This is a genomic window from Acetobacter aceti (genome assembly GCF_002005445.1).
Taxonomy (GTDB): domain Bacteria; phylum Pseudomonadota; class Alphaproteobacteria; order Acetobacterales; family Acetobacteraceae; genus Acetobacter; species Acetobacter aceti_B.
In genome coordinates, this window is the sequence record NZ_CP014692.1 from 1,727,730 (window position 1) to 1,744,315 (window position 16,586).

Genomic DNA, 16,586 nt, shown 5'->3' on the forward strand with positions numbered 1-16,586 from the left:
AAAGTGAACTGTCACGATAGTGTGAGGTTGCCACAAACGCGAGAATTATGTCGCAGAACGACTGGCGAGAGCGCCTTTTACGAAGAATATGGACTTCTCACGCCTTCTCCTCTCCCCATGGAAGTGGCAGCGACTCAGGCGGCGTATTGATTTTCTGCCGCCCCGGCGCTTCGCAGCGTGAAAGCGCGACCCTTATCGCGTAGCCCAGTTCCTCGTCCGGAACAGACAAAGGAACATGCATGTGCTTGTCGGCATATTTCCTGTCTTCGGGCCACGCGCGATGAGTGCCGGTCAGCCGTTTGCTCGCCCGTAGAATGACGAAATCATCGACAAGATAATGCCAGGACGAAAAGACCAGATCGCATCTCCGTCCGGCCTGATCCATATCCTTATAACCGTAACTCCGGGCGATATCGTCCTCGAAGGCCAGACGCCTGCGATTGGAGACTTCTTTCATGGCCGCAATGGCCTCAGGATCAAGAGAGGGCACTCCCGGCTTGTTGAAATATTCGCTGCTCATCAGGGCCTTGCGGAAGTTTTCCCCGATCCATGCGTCTGTAGCATCGCCCGGCGCATGGACGCACCAGCCTGTCCGGGAAAATACTGTCCTCCCCAGATTTCCATCGATTCAATGGAAATATATTTCGGAGACAGAATGATGGCTGCGCTTTTGTAATGAAGCCAGCGAATCCGCTCCGGCGTGAGATGGGTCTGGCTCATGAGGTGGCGTCGATTCCAAAAACAGGAGGCTTGCGCCCGTTCTTCTCACCAGCCGAGACCTTTGCAGCAGCTCCGTTATAAACTTTGCAAATCCACTGCTCAGTGGCAACAGGGGTTCGGAAGCGCGTAGCTCACTCTATATTCCTGATCTTCTGATTGTCACAAACACAGTCAGAGATCCGTGGTGAACGAGAACTTGAAGGTTCGCGGCAGACCTTCCAGCAGATAGCCATTGAAGGCTGATGACCAGAAACGGGTGTTGGCAAGATTATCCACGCCGAACCGCAAGGTCAGTGGTTTGCCGTAAGCGGCGAAGGTATAACGCGCGGCTAGATCAAACCGGGTCCAGACGGGCAGGTGAGCGGTGTTCTCCACATTGACCATCTGCTTGCCCGTATTGACCACGCGCCCGACAACCGTCGCGCCTTTCAGGAACGGCAGGTCATATTCAAGGTTACCGTTGATCGTGTAGTTCGGGATGCCGATGGCGGTGTGGCCGTTGTTGACGCCGCCCTGCGTGCGTTTCAGATCGGCGTCGATCAGCGTCAGGCCGCCATTGAAGCGCAATCCCCTGATGATCTCGCCATTGACCGTGAGTTCCATGCCCCGGTTCCGCTGCAATCCGTCTTCACGGAAGATCAGGCTGCCAGTATTGCCATAGGCTTCGGTGTAGGAGTTTGGCTGCGAAATCTGATAGAAGGCCAGTCCGGCACTGAAACGTCCGATATCGTATTTTGCGCCGATCTCGTACTGCACGCTCTGATAGGGCGCAAAGATCTGGCCGAGATTGACGACATTCGCGCCCGTGGCCTGCGGTCCCTTGGACAGCCCTTCGATACGATTGAAATAGATCGCCGTCTGTCGTGTCGGATGAATGACAAGACCGACAACCGGTGTAAACGCGCCTTTGTCATATCCGCTAGAAAGAGCGCCATTTGTCGAATATTTATAGCTGTTATCAAGGATATTCTGGTAGCGGAATCCTGCGGTCAGGGCAATCCGGTCATGCCAGAACGTCATCGTGTCAGAGAAATACAGGCTGTAGAGCTTGGTCCAGTTTGAACGGACAGGGTCTTTCAGATTACCGCCCACCAGATTCTGATTGGGAGAAGCCAGTTGCGGTGTATCGTACAGATTGCTGCGCAGCGGAGACGCACTGTTATAATACATTGAGTAGGCCGTCCGGGCTTCCTCCCATAGCGCAGACCCGCCAGCATTGATTTCATGATGCACGGGGCCGGTATCCACATGGGCCATGACACCTGCGCGCGTGCTCTCGTTGTTCTGCTGGTAAGGCACATACATGGCCCCGACAGTGCCTGCGCCAGTAGCCGCGTCGGTTACTGTGAAGCTGGAATAGTTGCCTTCTTCATTGCTGCCGAGTGCTCCGAAAGCCCCGTAAACAGTAATATGTTTTCCGAAATCATGTTCGACGTTCAGTGTTCCGAACAGATAGTTCAGATCGGCATAGGTCCAGCGCTGACCGAAATTATGGGACGGAGCGACCGGACGAGGCGCCGAGGTCACGCCCGGGCCAAGAAAAACGCCTCCTCGGCCGTTCTGCACATTCTGGTTCTGGTAGGCCATGGTAAGATCAATGCGGGTCCTGTCGTCATGCCAGTCGAATGTGCCTCCAACTGCCGCATCATGCCGCCGTTCATGATCGATGGATGTCTGACCGTCCATTCCGGCAGCATTCAGACGAAATCCGAAAGCCTTGTCCTGACCGAAGCGGCGGCTGAAATCGACAGCGCCGCCACCCTGTGCATTGCTGGTGTAATCGCCCGTCACCCGGTTGAGGTCGGTGCTTTCGGCTTTTTTGAACATCAGATTGATGTTGCCGCCAATGGATGAACCGCTGGGAGCCGCGCCATTGAGGAACGCGCTGGCGCCGTTCAGCACCTGCACCTGATCGTAGAGCTGTGGGGAAACAAGCTGGCGGGGCACAACGCCGTACAGACCATTGATCGAAATATCATCGCCATTCACGGGAAAGCCACGAATGATGAACATTTCAGAAAAATTTCCATACCCCATGGTTGTGCGGACCGAAGGATCGTTCTCCAGAACCTGACCCAGCGTCTGGGACTGCTGGTTGAGGATCAGACTGGAGTTGTAGCTGCGGATGTTGAACGGCACATCCAGACCTTTTTTGGTTCCGAGCGCGCCAAGCTGACCGCCGCTGGTCACCTCCATGCGATTCCGCCGTGCCGCCCGGATGACAATGCTTTCTGTCTTGTCCGCCTGAACAGACCGGCTCGGACTGGCTGTATCCGGTTTTGCGGATTGCGCGTTTGAATCAGGCTCTGCCGCAAGACTGGGTGGAATAAAACCGCATGAAGCAAACAGAAAGGAGAGCAGGCAGGATGCGGACTTTGCAGTCATGGGATGTAGCGCCCTGATGAACGGAAGGTTGCTTTCTCGGGTGCATCATCGCCCCGTGAAGGAGTGCGTTGTTAATGATAATTCTTCTCAATTGCAAGTGGTCGGTCAGGGGGAAAGTTTTCGAACGGGCGGCTGGCGGCTCTCCTCGGTAAAGCCCTGCATGATCTGACCCGGTATTGATGCGCAGCAAAAACAGAAGATACTGGCGGTCTGTAAAGCTCAATCCCGAAATGACAGTGCTGCTGTCACGTTGTTCAGACTCTCATCGTGATGTCGTTTGCTGTAGTGCCCGATAAAGAATGCGATTGTCGCTTCCACCGCCTCATTTTCTCCGCTGCAGACAAGAGGCCAAACGAACACCGTCACCGAGCCCGCTCCAGCCTCAACCGTCCCCGCTCATCCGTCAGATGCAGACACGTCAGTACCGCCGCCAGTGTGGCTCCGGCTAGGTTACCGAAAATGACAAGGCTCATCAGCACAATCTGGTAGCGGGAGGCAGCGACGGGGCTCATTCCGGCGAGCAACTGTCCGGTCATGATACCGGGAAGCGTGACCAGTCCGGCAGCCGACATCTGATTCAGTGTCGGGATCAATGCCGTGCGGAGCGCCTTGCGGATGGGGTCTTCCAGCGCCTTCAGGCGTGTCGCACCGAGGAGAATACGGGCTTCGATGGCCGAACGATCCCGTGTCACTGATGTCAGCAGACTGTTCAGGGTGAGGCTGGTCGCGTTCATCACGTTGCCGATAATCAGTCCCGCCATGGGAATGGTCGCACGTGCGGCGAACAGCGGGTGAGGGCGCAGGCTGGTGAGGAAGCCCATGGATGTCGCCAGCGCCGCCCCGAAAAGGATCGATGCGCCCGCAATGCCGTAATGCCAGCGCGGCGTCATGCGCGATGTCTGACGATTTCCAGCCTCGAAGGTTCCGGCGCACAGGATCACGGCGAGCACGGCGAATGTCAGGAACAGCGATGTCTGTCCAAACACAAAGAGCAGTACATTACCGATCAGCAGTAACTGAACGGACATGCGCAGGGCCGCGATAACGATGGATCGGCCCGTTTTCAGAGCCAGTATCTGTGAGGCGAGCGCACAGGCAAGGATAAGGCAAGCCGCAATGGCAAGGTCAAAGGGCGTGATAAGGGCAGGAGCCATGTGTCAGGCTACTTCTTCCAGCCGACCATCCCGCAGGATGGCGCGCCGGTCGGCCAGACGTTCAACCTGAGCCGCGTTATGGGACACCAGAGCAATGATCCGTCCATCGTTTTTCTGGCGTCTGATCAGGTCTTCGACCAATGAAGTGGATTGAGGGTCGAGGGCTGACGTTGGCTCATCCAGCAGCAGCACCTGCGGACCGTGTAAAAGTCCTCTGACAAGAGCCAGCCTTTGTCGCTCGCCGGTTGAGAGACCACGTATTTCAGCCGTCAGCATCCGCTCAGGCAGACCGACCGCCTTAATGAGTGCCCGCGCCTGCGGGGTGTCCGGAACGTGGTCGCTGACGTTCTCGCTCCACCATCCCGGTTCGGCGGGAAAGTAGGCGACACGCTGCCGCCAGACGTGACCGGCCACGCTCAGGGAGTTTTCACCATCCAGAATGAGTGTGCCGGTGTGGGGATCAAGGTCGGCGACCAGACGGAGCAGCAGGGATTTGCCGCTTCCTGAAGCGCCGGTGATGGCCAGACACTCGCCGTGTCCTACGTGAAAGGTGACTGGACCGACCCGTTCAGACCTGAGTTTTTCGGCAATCAGGCCGGTATTCTTGCTCATGAATGGCTTGTAGCGAAACGGCGGGAAGGCCGCAATTCCGCTAGAAACATCATGTTTCATATCGGATAAAAAACGAAATATAAAAGTTTATTATCTTTTATAGCGTGGAATTGACGGAAATCATGGAGCCGGATGCCGGGATGCGTGCCTGCTGCCCCCGCAGGTCAGAAATCTGCTATTCACATCTGCTCTTCAGGGGAGAACGCAAATGGCACGCGTAGCAGGGAAAGTAGCGATTATCAGTGGTGCGGCTTCGGGTATCGGCAAGGCGACTGCCATACTTCTGGCCAGGGAAGGCGCTTCCGTCGTCATAGGCGACCTGAAAGAGGAAGACGGACAGAAGACCGTTGCGGACATCGAGGCGGCTGGCGGCAAGGCGCTGTTCGTCAAGCTCGACGTCAGCAGGGAAGCTGACTGGAAAGCGGCCATTGACGCAACGATCGCAAAATTCGGAAAACTGGATATTGCCGTCAATAATGCGGGCATCGCCTACACGGGAACCGTGGAAAGCACCGACTTTGCACACTGGCAGCGTGTGATTTCCATCAATCTCGATGGCGTTTTCCTTGGCACGAAATACGCCATTGAAGGCATGCGCAAGCATGGCAAGGGTGGGTCGATCGTCAACCTGTCCTCGATCGAGGGGCTGATCGGTGACCCGACGCTGGCCGCCTACAACGCCAGCAAGGGTGGCGTGCGGCTGTTCACCAAGTCATCCGCGCTGCACTGCGCCAAATCCGGTTATGCCATCCGGGTCAACTCGGTGCATCCCGGCTACATCTGGACGCCGATGGTGGCGGCGCTCACCAATGAGGAAGCTTCAGCCAAACAGAAGCTGGTGGATCTGCATCCTCTCGGCCATCTGGGCGAGCCGGACGACATCGCTTACGGTATTCTCTTCCTTGCGTCAGATGAATCCAAGTTCATGACGGGCAGCGAACTGGTCATTGATGGCGGTTATACGACTCAGTAACTGACAGGCTTAACGTCCGCTGCATCGCAACATCAGCGGGCGTTAAGCCTCTTTCAGAAGACGAACTAGCCGACTTCCAGCGTCGTCACATTGAATGATGACAGCATGTGGGGGCCGAACGAGGTGGAGATCGCCACATCGGCGGCGTCCCGTCCGCGCGCAATGACAATCCGACCGATACGCGGTTCATTGTGTCGCGCATCCTGCGTGTACCAGCAGCCGTCCATCCAGACTTCGAACCACGCGGAAAAATCCATCGGATCAGGCAGGAGCGGCACACCGATATCGCCCAGATAGCCTGTGCAGTAGCGGGCCGGGATATTCATGCAACGGCAGAGCGTGACCGCCAGATGCGCGAAATCACGACAGACACCGGTGCCCTCACTCCATCCTTCCCACGCTGTCCGGGTGTTGCGGGCATTCTGATAACTGAATTTGATATGGTTATGTACGTAATCGACAATGGCCTGAACCCGTCCCCAGCCGGGAGCGATATGCCCGAACAGGGACCACGCGAATTCGGAAAGTATATCTGTTTCGCAGTAGCGACTGCCCATCAGAAAGACCAGCACGTCTGAAGGCAGATATTCGACAGGTGTCTGTGGGGCGCCATACCCCTGCCTTTCATGCAGTCCACTGTCATAGATCGTAAAATCGACCCAGGTACGGAACCGCCCCGCAGGTGCGAGAAGACGTGTGCAACGATTGCCGAACCCATCGATATAACGCTGTACCGGAACGAAAGGATCAAACCAGGCATTCTGGGGCGAAAGCAGATCGTTTTCGCGTTCCGGACGGATATCGAGCATCAGAACCAGAGGTGTGGGGGCTGGAAAGTCTATGGAAATGTCGTAGCCGGCTCTGATTTCCATGTATTTCTTTCCTTTTCGGATACGCAACAACTGCGACAATGGCGTTTTTCGCAACAGATGTCACGATGCTAGTCGTTAACGATCTTCAGGTGCTACGGTTCTCCTGAGAAAATACTGCCTGCCCTTGAAGAAAGGCATGGCTTGTGTGAGTCCGGACAGCGAACCGTCTCAATGCGCGCATGGATGACCGATGACTGATAAACACGCCCGGCTTTCCTCTTCATCATTCCTGACGCCCCAGGATCCGTCGCCTGTCGTCGTGCATGGAGGGGCAGATCCGCAGTCACCTCTGCTTCTGGTCAGTGACCATGCAGGGCAGGCCATTCCATCGGTTCTGGGCGATCTGGGCGTGTCCGAAACGGAACGCGCCAGACATATTGGCTGGGATATCGGCATTGACGGAGTAGGGCGGATGCTGGCCGATCTGACAGGCGCCCTGCTGATTGAGCAGAGCTATTCCCGCCTTGTGATCGACTGCAACCGTGCTCCCGGCCATGAGACCGCGATTGTGACCGTCAGTGACGGAACACCGGTGCCAGCCAATCAGGACGTCAGCACAACGGACGCCGCTCTCCGCACCAGAGCCATTTTCGAGCCTTATCACAACCGTATCGGCGAGGAACTGGACCGACGCGAGGATGAGGGGATTGAGACCTTTCTGATCGCGCTTCACAGCTTCACACCTGAGATGCAGAGTTTCAGGCGACCGTGGCACTGTGGCGTGCTGCACAATCATGACCCACGTTTTGGACGGATCGTTATCGACTGTCTGGGCGAAGAAGGTCTGACTGTCGGCGATAACGAGCCCTACGAGCTGACAGACACCAGCGACTATACGGTCCCGGTACACGGCGAGCGCCGCAAAATCCCTCATGTCGAAATCGAAATCAGACAGGATCTGATCATGGCTGAAAGCGGTCAGCGGGAGTGGGCCGAGCGGCTCGCCCGTATTTTGCCGGAAGCGATAAAACGCTACCATGAACAATATGGCAGCCACCCCACCACGGAAGCAGAGTGATGAGTGAGTTCCGCATTACCGGTAGAGCGAAACTGGCCGGAGTGATCGGGCATCCGGTGACGCACTCGCTCTCGCCCGTGCTGCATAATTACTGGCTTGCCCGACATGGAATTGATGGAGCTTACGTGCCTCTTTCGGTCGCGCCTGATGCCTTTGTCACTGCCGTAAAAGGTTTGCAGGTTTCAGGCTTCAGGGGAGCGAACGTCACCATTCCCCATAAGGAGGCCGCCTTCGCCATAGCGGATGAGGTGGACCCGATGGCCCGCATCGCGGGGTCGGTCAACACGCTGGTGTTTCGTGAAGATGGCGTCATCCACGGCTCGTCCACGGACGGGTTCGGCTATGTTGCAAACCTTGAATCTGACGGCATCGATGTTGCCGCATTGGCCAGCCGGGGACCGGCGTTGCTGCTCGGGGCAGGCGGGGCTGCGCGGTCCATCGCGACAAGCCTGCTGGAGAAAGGATTTCAGGTCGTTTTCTCCAACCGGACTGCCGGGCGTGCGGAAAGGCTCGCAATGGAACTCGATGCGGCCTGGCGACGCTATTTCCCGAAAGGTGATGCACCCCGGCTTTCCGCCATTGCCTGGGATATGTGGGAAGAGCGTCTGGGCGACGTGGCGCTTCTGGTGAACACCACCTCACTGGGGATGCAGGGCGGCCCTGCTCCGGACTGGACACCGAAGCTGGGCACGGCATCCAGCCATCTGGTCGTCTCCGACATTGTGTATGTCCCGCAGGAAACACCATTTCTGAAAGCCGCCGGAGAGCAGGGGCTGACAACCTCAGGCGGGCTGGGGATGCTGCTGCATCAGGCGCGTCCCGGCTTCAGGGCATGGTTCGGCGCGGAGACGGAAGTCGATGAGGCTACGGTTGCGTATATTAGCGCAGTCCTGAGTAATCGCTGAAGTCATATGAAGGTTATGGGGCTTACCGGCGGGATCGGCATGGGCAAGACAACCGTGGCCCATCTGCTCAGGCGGGCCGGTTTTCCGGTGTTTGATTCAGATGCCACTGTGCATCGTCTTCAGGGGGCTGGAGGCGCCGCCGTTCTTCCGATTGGAAAGCTGATCCCGGCCGCTCTGGTGAAAAACGCAGAGGGTGAGCTTTCACTGGACAGGCAGGAACTCAGAAAAGCCGTGATGGCGCATCCTGAACTGATCGGGCAGCTTGAGAAAATCATTCATCCTCTGGTGTTCGCTGCTCGTGACCGGTTTTACAGACGATGTCGCCGCCGGGGTGCGGACTGGGTTGTCATCGACGTTCCTCTGCTGTTTGAGACAGGCGGAGACAGACAGTGTGACAAGGTTGTGGTCGTCTCTGCGCCACGGCGCACGCAGATCGCGCGGATTGCCCGCAGACGGGGCATGACGCCGGCGGAGGCTCAGAGAATGATCGCCCGACAGATGCCGGATCATGAAAAACGGCGTCGCGCGGATGTGGTGATTCGCACAGGACTCTCGATGGCTGATACAAGGCGCGAGGTGAGGGCACTGATCAGGGAAATGCGCGCATGAAACGCTCGGTTCTGTTCGATACGGAAACCACGGGGCTTGAGGCGACCAAGGGCGACCGTGTGATTGAAATCGCGGCGCTTGAGTTGCTGGGGGACCTCCCGACCGGCGAGGTGTTTCACGTTCTGATCCACCCGGAGCGTGATATTCCGGAAGAGGCGTCGCGTGTGCATGGCCTCACGCTTGCCGATCTGGAAGGCAAGCCGAAATTTGCCGCCATCGCCGATGACTTTCTGGCGTTCATTGGTGATGATGAGCTGATTGCTCACAATGCCAGCTTCGATTTCGGGTTTATCAATGCCGAGATGGAGCGCGTGGGCAAACCACCACTCGATCCGTCCCGCAAGGTCGATACGCTGGAACTCGCCCGTGAGCGTTTCCCCGGCATGCCCAACAGCCTTGATGCGCTGTGCCGCCGTTATGGCATCGACCTGTCAGAGCGCACGACCCATAATGCTCTGCTCGACTGCAAACTGCTGGCCGACGTTTATGTCGAACTCATGGGTGGTCGTCAGCATGGGCTGGGGCTGGGCGGAACCGACGGCAATGAGTCACCCGTCGCACGTTACGCAGGGCCGGGTGTCCGAACACCGGTTCTTGTTCAGCCTGATGCGGAAACCCTTGCGTCTCATGCTGCTTTTGTCGGGAAATTGCCTGATAGCCTCTGGACCGCAGGCGAGAAGGCGCAAGGCTGACACTCAGGCGACCAGCGTGACCACCGCCTGAAGCCCGTTCGGTTCACGGTTGTGCAGCACGACGTCGCCACCCTGACCACGAATGATCGTCCGGGTAATGGCCAGTCCAAGCCCGGTTCCGCCGGTTTCCCTGTTGCGGCTTTCCTCACCACGGACGAAAGCCTCGAACATCCGCTCCAGATCATCCTCGGGCAGACCCGGACCATCGTCTTCGACCGTGACTGTCACACGTCCGTTGCGGAGTGAATGGATCGTCACCAGAGCATTGCCACCATAATTGACCGCGTTGTTGATCAGATTGGTAAAGGCCCGCTTCAGCCCCATCGGACGGCCTTTTGTCATGACCGTGCCATTGAAATCGGCCAGCATGATCCTGTCACCATCTGAGGGGCGGCTTTCAGCCACGTCATCGACGACCGTTTGCAGGAGAGCATGGAGGTCCAGCTTGGCCAGGGGTTCACTGGCCGAGCTGTCCTTGCTGAATTCAAGGGTGGATTCAACAAGTGTCATCAATTCATTGATGTCGTGGAGAAATTTTTCTCTCATATCATCATCTTCAATGAATTCGGCCCGTAGTTTCATCCGGGTGATGGGCGTGCGCAGATCATGTCCGACCGCAGAAAGGATACGTGTTCTCTCCGAAATGAAACGCCGGATACGGGCTGCCATGGCATTAAAGGCAGCGGCTGCCTGAGCTACTTCAAGAGGGCCTTCTTCTGACAGCGGAGGCGAGGCGGCGTCGGGTGCAAATGCGGCGGCGGCGGCGGACAGGGTACGAACCGGCAGCAGCAGCCGTCTGACGCCCCATGCGATCAGCAGGCCGCTACCAACTGTCATCAAACCCAGCGCCAGCGGAAAAGTTGAGGAGTTGAACGGATTGGGCGCGGGCAAGCGGTAACGTATGACCAGCCAGCGCGTATCATTGGGAAGCTGAAAAGCCAGTCCCCGATAGCGTTTTCTATGAACGGGCAACCATGCCACTCGCTTGGGTGGAAAGGGAAACAGCAGATCTTTCAGGCGATGCTGTTCGGGCGATGGTCCGAAACATTGGGGATCTGGTGGATGCTGCGCATCTCCAGTGAAACTGCCATCCGTCTCTTGATGAGGCAGATCATGACAGAGTTCTGAAGAGTTGCCACCACCGAAAAGCGGGGCTGGCGAACCATCCCGAAAGGAACGCAATTCCAAAGGCGGTGACCCGGAACGAGGGCCGCCTGGGCTCGCCATGTCACCCAGCGGGTTGTTTCTGAAGCCTTTTCTGAAGCCTTCCGGAACAAAGAACAGTTTCTGGAAATCCATCCAGCTTTCCTGCCGCACCATGTCCCGGTCAGGCTCATCAGCGAGGTGAACGGAAAAACTGGCGGGGAGATCCAGTTCAAGCAACTCCCGAGCCCGTTCTGCAGGGAGATCTTCCGCGACAGAACGATAGATCATCAGAGTGCGAAGCAGATCCTGATGCGCCACCATGCGTTCATGGAAGGTGATCCTGTCCATGGTCTCGACCGTAAGACCCATGGCTCCCAGCCCGACGAAGCCGACGGTGAGAAACAGGCTCATTCTCGCCGCAAGAGAACGCGGCAGGAACCGGACACACCATCTCTGGGGAAACAGGCGTTTCACTTACGGCGTAAGACCGTCTGGGCGGGCATGTCAGCGCCGCTCCACATCAGCTGCCAGCACGTAGCCGCCGCCACGCACTGTCTTGATCAGTTGCGCGTTGCGTCCGTCATCCTCAAGCTTCCGGCGCAGGCGGCTGACAGCCACGTCGATCGCACGATCAAAGGGACCAGCCTGCCTTCCGCGAAGAAGGTCAAGCAGCATGTCGCGTGTGAGCACGCGGTTTGGACGCTCCAGCAGCGCCAGAAGCAGGTCATACTCACCGCCCGTGAGAGAGATTTCCGCGCCATCGGGGTTCAGAAGACGGCGACGGGCGAGTTCCAGACGCCAGCCGGCAAAGAGGATTTCTCTGGTTTCGCTTGAGCCCTGCTCCTGACTCTCGCTGACCCTGCGCAGGACTGCGCGAATACGGGCCAGAAGCTCCCGTGGATTGAATGGCTTGGTGACGTAATCGTCCGCACCGAGTTCCAGACCGATGATGCGGTCTGTCTCCTCATTCATCGCCGTCAGCATGATGATCGGCACGTTGGCCTGACTGCGCAGCCAGCGTGCGAGGTCGAGACCCGACTCGCCGGGCAGCATCAGATCGAGCACAATCAGATGATAATGCCCCTGACCCCAGACACGTCTAGCCTCACGTCCGTCACGGACGCTGGTGACGCGCATCTGGTTGCGCTCAAGGAATTTCGAGAGAAGATCGCGGATTTCGCGGTCATCATCTATGATAAGGATATGGGGTGTCTGCTCCATGAATGCGTTATAAATCAACCTGAGCCGCCTGTGCAGGCCATGTTTCATTCTGTTGCACTTCGGGATGTGTCTTACAATTTGACCGGCAGGCACCAGCAGTCGATCATGCTCTGAACCCGGAGGTGCACGCCATCTTTCCCAACGGACAGGCTCCCAAGATGCGCAGACTGAAAAGCATTGCGATGGATGATTTCGGACCCTGCGTTCGACGGGCACACCCGGGACTGTTCAGAGCTGTTCTGGCTGGCGTGATCGCTGGTCATCTTCTCGCTTTTCCATCCGCGGCCATCGCTCAGCCGCAGGACAGCCTTCCGTCATCACAGGTTCAGGCAGAAGCACAGACTGTGCTCCCAGGTTCGGTGAATCGCGATACGGTGACGGGTGACAATCCTGATCTGGCTATTCCTGAACCCGCTCTCCGGCAGCCTGTCACCGGCAATGCTCCGTCCAGGACTGACGCTGCCATTATCACAAAAGCATCTCTCGGCAGCCTCATCGACAGGGATGTCGATGCAGCAGGAGGCGGCAACCTTGGTCATATCGTTGACGTTCTGATCGACGTTGATGGAGAGATGCGTGCGGTGGTGATCGATATTGGTGGGTTTCTGGGTGTCGGCAACCGCCGCGTCGCAGTTGCGTCTGATCTGATTCAGGTCAGTCATGCCAATCCGCAGGCTCCGCTTATCATGCAGGTGTCAGCAGCAGTGATCCGTTCCGCCCCTGAATACAAAAGAGGGGATATGAACATATCTGTGCTTGCCGGCCCACGCCTGCCTGCCTCTGGGCAATCTGCAGGCGCACCGGCAACATCTTCGGCAGAGACGATTTCCGTGAAAACGTCCGTCCGGCCAGTTGCCAGCCCGCCTGCCAGTCCTGTTTCCTCCTCGCCCGACGAGTAGGCGTGTGGCAGATCCACGCACGCTCGGCTGCCCGGAACACAGCGTCAGACTATCTGTCATAAAAGGCAGGTGGAGATGATGATGAAGCTTAAACCCAACAGCACGATGGGGCTGGATGGGGTCAGTTTTTTTGTCGCCAACCTTCAGGCTGCCTTCGGTCCGTTTGTCTCTGTCTATCTCACGGAAGAACACTGGACACAGGGAGAGATCGGTATCGCCCTGACGATCGGCTCCGTCACCGCGATGGCCAGTCAGGTGCCGGCGGGCGCACTGGTGGATGCCCTGCGGAACAAGCGGCTGATCGCCGAGCTGTCCATCGTCGCGATTATCGCCTCCTGCCTGATCATGGCGATCATGCCGGAACGTCTGCCTGTCGCTATCGCCGAGATCCTGCATGGCCTGGCGAGCTGCACGCTCAACCCGGCCATCAGCGCTCTGACCCTGGGGGTTGTCGCTCTGGCAATCGCCCGCGCTCCTGACAGGACAAGGGGGGCGCTCGGTATCCGCTTTGGGCGTAACGCCAGTTTTGCGGCAGTGGGAAATGCCATGTCGGCCGGTCTGATGGGAGCCGCCGGCTATTTCATTTCTGCAAGGGCGACATTCTTTCTGGGAGCCGCCATGGCTGCTCCCGGACTGATCGCCCTTCGCCTGATCGAGCCTGTCGTCACACCGTTTGATCAGAGCGCATCTGGCCTGGCTGAGGGCGAGAATCCCGGAAGGGCTACTGTCCGATCCTCTCTTGCCCTTTTAAAAGAGCCGGGCCTGTTTGCTTTCGCATTATGTGTGGTGTTCTTCCATCTGGCCAACGCCGCCATGCTGCCGCTGGCGGCTGGCCAGATTACAAAAGACGCCGGTCATTCCGCGGAAATTATCATCGCGGCCTGTATCCTTGCGCCACAGCTTCTGGGAGCGGTCCTCTCTCCCTGGATCGGACGCTGGGCGGAAACGATCGGACGCCGCCCTGTCATGCTCATGACATTCATGGCGCTCCCTTTGCGCGGCATTCTTTTGAGCTGCACATCCAATCCCTGGCTTGTCGTGCCGTTTCAGATGCTGGATGGAATCAGTTCAGCGTCTTTTGGCGTCATGTTGCCGCTTGTGGCGGCGGACCTGACCCGCCGCACAGGGCATTTCAATCTCTGCATGGGGCTGCTGGGACTTGCCATGGGACTGGGAGCGAGCTTCAGCACCAGTCTTGCGGGAGCCGTCGCAGATCATTCGTTGCGATACGCCTTTCTCCTGCTGTCGGCGTCCGGAGGTATCTGCCTGATGCTGATCGTTTTCGTCATGAAGGAAACCCGCAGGGAAGATGACGCCCCGCAGCCGTCTTGAGTGCCAGTTTTTGAAAGCCAGTTTCAGGATGCGACAAGTCTGTCCCATTCTTCCATGAGGATGGCGTCAACTTTTTCCATGCTGACCGGCACGCCAAGTTTCTTCAGGCTGGTCACGCCGAATTCCCTTATTCCGCATGGAACGATGCCATCGAAAGCAGACAGGTCGGGATCGACGTTGATCGAAATTCCGTGCCAGCTCACCCAGCGGGTCACACGAACACCAAGCGCCGCGATCTTGGCTTCCGCTCCGGTTCGAGGATCGACGACCCAGACACCCACACGTCCTTCGCGTCGCTCACCCTGAATCCCGAGACGCGCAAGCGTTGCGATGATCCACTGTTCCAGAAACGAGACATAGGCCCGAAGGTCACGTTCAGGCACGGGGCCATGGGGGCGGGACAGATCCATCATCAGATAGGCGACCCGTTGTCCGGGGCCGTGATAGGTCCACTGGCCACCCCGTCCGGCCGGGTATGTGGGATATCCTCTGGGATTGAAGAGATCAGCTTCCTTTGCGGATGTCCCGGACGTGAACAGGGGCGGATGCTCAAGGAGCCAGATTCGTTCCTGCGTTTCCTCTGCCCGAATCTCACGGACTGTCTGCTCCATGCAGGAGAGCGCGATCGGGTAAGGGACGAGTTCAGTCGATTTTTCCCAAATGATACCTCCGTCAGTCCTCACCCTTTCCGGGGAGATCCCACGTGGAATGGCCGTATCGGCAATTAAATCAGGTTCTTTGTCACGAATCGTACATTCAGACATTGCGGCATTCTCAGGCATCGGTTATACGCCCCTCCAACTCCAACCGGTATCACTCAAATGAGGCTGGTTGTCACGGGCGGCCGTGGCGGAATGGTAGACGCGCAAGCTTGAGGTGCTTGTGGGGGAAACCCTGTGGAAGTTCGAGTCTTCTCGGCCGCACCAAAGTGACCCTGAAAATGGGGAGTTATACCAAAATAAAAGACAATTGATGAAAATCAAACCACCCTGCAGAGAATGCGGGTGTGGTCTGTCTTTGTTTTTTGTAAATAATTTCCTTTTGCCGCGTTTTTAACAGACTTCTGCACTAGAACAGACCGGTGAGACCGATTTAGAGTCTCCACCTATCTGGGCGCGGGAGGTTTGCTCGTGTGCCCTGTTCCGTAGCATGGATAAAGGTACTACTTCGTGATCAAGCCTTTACGTAAAGCAGTTCTTCCGGTTGCCGGACTTGGAACCAGATTCCTTCCCGCCACCAAAGCCATGCCGAAAGAGATGCTGCCTGTCGTGGACAGACCGTTGATCCAGTATGCTATCGACGAGGCGCGGGCCGCGGGTATCGAAGAGATTTGCCTCATCACCGGCCGTGGCAAAGACTCGCTCATCGATTATTTCGATGTCGCGTTTGAGCTGGAACACACGCTGCGTGAGCGCAACAAGGTCGATGCCCTGAAAGCCCTGGAGCCCACCAGCATCGAGGCCGGCTCTCTGATCGCCGTGCGTCAGCAGGAGCCCATGGGGCTTGGCCACGCCATCTGGTGCGCGCGCAGCTTCATTGGCGATGATCCGTTTGCCATCCTCCTTCCGGACGATGTCGTGCAGGGAAAAGTCGCCTGCATGAAGCAGCTTGCCGATGCGTATTACGCAACAGGCGGCAGTGTGGTTGCCGTGGAAGAAGTTCCCCGCGAGCACACCAATCGTTACGGCATTCTGAAGCCCGGGAAGGATGACGGTAAGCTGGTCGAGATCACCGGTCTGGTTGAAAAGCCGAAGCCGGAAGATGCGCCGTCCAACCTGTCCATCATCGGACGCTATGTCCTGACACCGGACATTATGCCGTTCCTCGCGCTCCTTGAAAAAGGTGCGGGTGGTGAAGTGCAGCTGACCGACGCCATGGCCAAGACCATCGGCAAGACGCCGTTCCATGGCCTGCGTTATGAAGGTACCCGATTCGACTGCGGTAACAAGATCGGCTTCCTCGAAGCCCAGATCGCCTTTGCTCTTGAGCGTCCTGAACTCGCATCCGATGTGAAGACGTTCCTGAAGAAATATACGGGAGCTGTCTGA

General features: G+C 57.5%; 17 protein-coding genes and 1 tRNA gene. 9 read left to right on the plus strand and 9 right to left on the minus strand.

What is annotated here, in order from left to right; all coding sequences use genetic code 11:
* Window positions 1-97: 97 nt before the first annotated feature.
* From A0U92_RS07750 to A0U92_RS07770, 5 genes are all read right to left on the minus strand, one after another.
* Window positions 98-520: a hypothetical protein gene (locus tag A0U92_RS07750; protein ID WP_077812719.1), complete on the minus strand. Its 423-nt coding sequence runs from the start codon at window positions 518-520 to the stop codon at window positions 98-100.
* A complete protein-coding gene (locus tag A0U92_RS18265) occupies window positions 520-720 on the minus strand; it encodes a hypothetical protein (RefSeq protein WP_077812720.1) in 201 nt (66 codons plus the stop codon). The genes A0U92_RS07750 and A0U92_RS18265 overlap by 1 nt, the downstream gene beginning before the upstream one ends.
* Before the next feature lie 171 nt (window positions 721-891).
* Window positions 892-3,105 (minus strand): TonB-dependent receptor, encoded by a 2,214-nt coding sequence (locus A0U92_RS07760; RefSeq protein ID WP_149026423.1) that lies wholly within the window; start codon window positions 3,103-3,105, stop codon window positions 892-894.
* 362 nt (window positions 3,106-3,467) lie between these two features.
* On the minus strand, window positions 3,468-4,259 hold the full coding sequence (locus A0U92_RS07765; RefSeq protein ID WP_077812721.1) for an ABC transporter permease: 792 nt from the start codon (window positions 4,257-4,259) through the stop codon (window positions 3,468-3,470).
* Between the two features lie 3 nt (window positions 4,260-4,262).
* The gene (locus tag A0U92_RS07770) at window positions 4,263-4,871 is read right to left on the minus strand and encodes an ABC transporter ATP-binding protein (RefSeq protein WP_077814316.1); all 609 of its coding nucleotides are present in this window, start codon (window positions 4,869-4,871) and stop codon (window positions 4,263-4,265) included.
* 208 nt (window positions 4,872-5,079) lie between these two features.
* Between A0U92_RS07770 and A0U92_RS07775 the strand changes: the two genes are divergently transcribed.
* Complete coding sequence (locus A0U92_RS07775) at window positions 5,080-5,844, plus strand: glucose 1-dehydrogenase (protein ID WP_077812722.1); 765 nt, start codon at window positions 5,080-5,082, stop codon at window positions 5,842-5,844.
* A 65-nt stretch (window positions 5,845-5,909) separates the two neighbouring features.
* On the opposite strand, the gene A0U92_RS07780 is transcribed toward A0U92_RS07775, so the two are convergent.
* Window positions 5,910-6,716 (minus strand): transglutaminase-like domain-containing protein, encoded by an 807-nt coding sequence (locus A0U92_RS07780; protein ID WP_077812723.1) that lies wholly within the window; start codon window positions 6,714-6,716, stop codon window positions 5,910-5,912.
* 190 nt (window positions 6,717-6,906) lie between these two features.
* On the opposite strand from A0U92_RS07780, the gene A0U92_RS07785 reads away from it, so the two are divergent.
* From A0U92_RS07785 to dnaQ, 4 genes are read left to right on the plus strand one after another with little or no spacing between them, the layout of a single operon-like run.
* A complete protein-coding gene (locus A0U92_RS07785; protein ID WP_077812724.1) occupies window positions 6,907-7,734 on the plus strand; it encodes an N-formylglutamate amidohydrolase in 828 nt (275 codons plus the stop codon).
* Window positions 7,734-8,639 (plus strand): shikimate dehydrogenase, encoded by a 906-nt coding sequence (locus A0U92_RS07790; protein WP_077812725.1) that lies wholly within the window; start codon window positions 7,734-7,736, stop codon window positions 8,637-8,639. The genes A0U92_RS07785 and A0U92_RS07790 overlap by 1 nt, the downstream gene beginning before the upstream one ends.
* A 6-nt stretch (window positions 8,640-8,645) precedes the next feature.
* Window positions 8,646-9,248, plus strand: a complete 603-nt coding sequence (gene coaE / locus A0U92_RS07795; RefSeq protein WP_077812726.1) for a dephospho-CoA kinase — start codon at window positions 8,646-8,648, stop codon at window positions 9,246-9,248.
* Window positions 9,245-9,940 carry a DNA polymerase III subunit epsilon gene (gene dnaQ, locus A0U92_RS07800; RefSeq protein WP_077812727.1) on the plus strand — a complete coding sequence of 232 codons (696 nt, stop codon included), beginning with the start codon at window positions 9,245-9,247 and terminating at the stop codon, window positions 9,938-9,940. The genes coaE and dnaQ overlap by 4 nt, the downstream gene beginning before the upstream one ends.
* Window positions 9,941-9,943: 3 nt before the next feature.
* Here dnaQ and A0U92_RS07805 read toward each other — a convergent pair whose 3' ends face one another.
* Both A0U92_RS07805 and A0U92_RS07810 read right to left on the minus strand, forming a co-directional pair.
* Window positions 9,944-11,560 carry a sensor histidine kinase gene (locus tag A0U92_RS07805; RefSeq protein ID WP_149026424.1) on the minus strand — a complete coding sequence of 539 codons (1,617 nt, stop codon included), beginning with the start codon at window positions 11,558-11,560 and terminating at the stop codon, window positions 9,944-9,946.
* A 30-nt stretch (window positions 11,561-11,590) separates the two neighbouring features.
* Window positions 11,591-12,307 carry a response regulator gene (locus A0U92_RS07810; protein ID WP_077814317.1) on the minus strand — a complete coding sequence of 239 codons (717 nt, stop codon included), beginning with the start codon at window positions 12,305-12,307 and terminating at the stop codon, window positions 11,591-11,593.
* A gap of 158 nt (window positions 12,308-12,465) precedes the next feature.
* On the opposite strand from A0U92_RS07810, the gene A0U92_RS07815 reads away from it, so the two are divergent.
* Together A0U92_RS07815 and A0U92_RS07820 are read left to right on the plus strand one after the other, a co-directional pair.
* Entirely contained in the window at window positions 12,466-13,206 is a 741-nt protein-coding gene (locus tag A0U92_RS07815) for a PRC-barrel domain-containing protein (protein ID WP_077814318.1), read from the plus strand.
* Between the two features lie 75 nt (window positions 13,207-13,281).
* Complete coding sequence (locus tag A0U92_RS07820; protein ID WP_236748320.1) at window positions 13,282-14,538, plus strand: MFS transporter; 1,257 nt, start codon at window positions 13,282-13,284, stop codon at window positions 14,536-14,538.
* 23 nt (window positions 14,539-14,561) lie between these two features.
* On the opposite strand, the gene lipB is transcribed toward A0U92_RS07820, so the two are convergent.
* A complete protein-coding gene (gene lipB, locus A0U92_RS07825; RefSeq protein ID WP_408736116.1) occupies window positions 14,562-15,236 on the minus strand; it encodes a lipoyl(octanoyl) transferase LipB in 675 nt (224 codons plus the stop codon).
* Between the two features lie 142 nt (window positions 15,237-15,378).
* On the opposite strand from lipB, the gene A0U92_RS07830 reads away from it, so the two are divergent.
* Both A0U92_RS07830 and galU read left to right on the plus strand, forming a co-directional pair.
* Window positions 15,379-15,464 (plus strand) — tRNA-Leu (locus A0U92_RS07830).
* 243 nt (window positions 15,465-15,707) lie between these two features.
* Window positions 15,708-16,586, plus strand: a complete 879-nt coding sequence (galU, locus tag A0U92_RS07835; protein WP_077812730.1) for a UTP--glucose-1-phosphate uridylyltransferase GalU — start codon at window positions 15,708-15,710, stop codon at window positions 16,584-16,586.

What these genes read in the sequence shown, in the direction of transcription:
- A0U92_RS07750 (WP_077812719.1), bottom strand. Translation starts at nt 520, where the DNA reads ATGAGCAGCGAATATTTCAACAAGCCGGGAGTGCCCTCTCTTGATCCT.
- A0U92_RS18265 (WP_077812720.1), bottom strand. Translation starts at nt 720, where the DNA reads ATGAGCCAGACCCATCTCACGCCGGAGCGGATTCGCTGGCTTCATTAC.
- A0U92_RS07760 (WP_149026423.1), bottom strand. Translation starts at nt 3,105, where the DNA reads ATGACTGCAAAGTCCGCATCCTGCCTGCTCTCCTTTCTGTTTGCTTCA.
- A0U92_RS07765 (WP_077812721.1), bottom strand. Translation starts at nt 4,259, where the DNA reads ATGGCTCCTGCCCTTATCACGCCCTTTGACCTTGCCATTGCGGCTTGC.
- A0U92_RS07770 (WP_077814316.1), bottom strand. Translation starts at nt 4,871, where the DNA reads ATGAGCAAGAATACCGGCCTGATTGCCGAAAAACTCAGGTCTGAACGG.
- A0U92_RS07775 (WP_077812722.1), top strand. Translation starts at nt 5,080, where the DNA reads ATGGCACGCGTAGCAGGGAAAGTAGCGATTATCAGTGGTGCGGCTTCG.
- A0U92_RS07780 (WP_077812723.1), bottom strand. Translation starts at nt 6,716, where the DNA reads ATGGAAATCAGAGCCGGCTACGACATTTCCATAGACTTTCCAGCCCCC.
- A0U92_RS07785 (WP_077812724.1), top strand. Translation starts at nt 6,907, where the DNA reads ATGACTGATAAACACGCCCGGCTTTCCTCTTCATCATTCCTGACGCCC.
- A0U92_RS07790 (WP_077812725.1), top strand. Translation starts at nt 7,734, where the DNA reads ATGAGTGAGTTCCGCATTACCGGTAGAGCGAAACTGGCCGGAGTGATC.
- coaE (WP_077812726.1), top strand. Translation starts at nt 8,646, where the DNA reads ATGAAGGTTATGGGGCTTACCGGCGGGATCGGCATGGGCAAGACAACC.
- dnaQ (WP_077812727.1), top strand. Translation starts at nt 9,245, where the DNA reads ATGAAACGCTCGGTTCTGTTCGATACGGAAACCACGGGGCTTGAGGCG.
- A0U92_RS07810 (WP_077814317.1), bottom strand. Translation starts at nt 12,307, where the DNA reads ATGGAGCAGACACCCCATATCCTTATCATAGATGATGACCGCGAAATC.
- A0U92_RS07815 (WP_077814318.1), top strand. Translation starts at nt 12,466, where the DNA reads ATGCGCAGACTGAAAAGCATTGCGATGGATGATTTCGGACCCTGCGTT.
- A0U92_RS07820 (WP_236748320.1), top strand. Translation starts at nt 13,282, where the DNA reads ATGATGATGAAGCTTAAACCCAACAGCACGATGGGGCTGGATGGGGTC.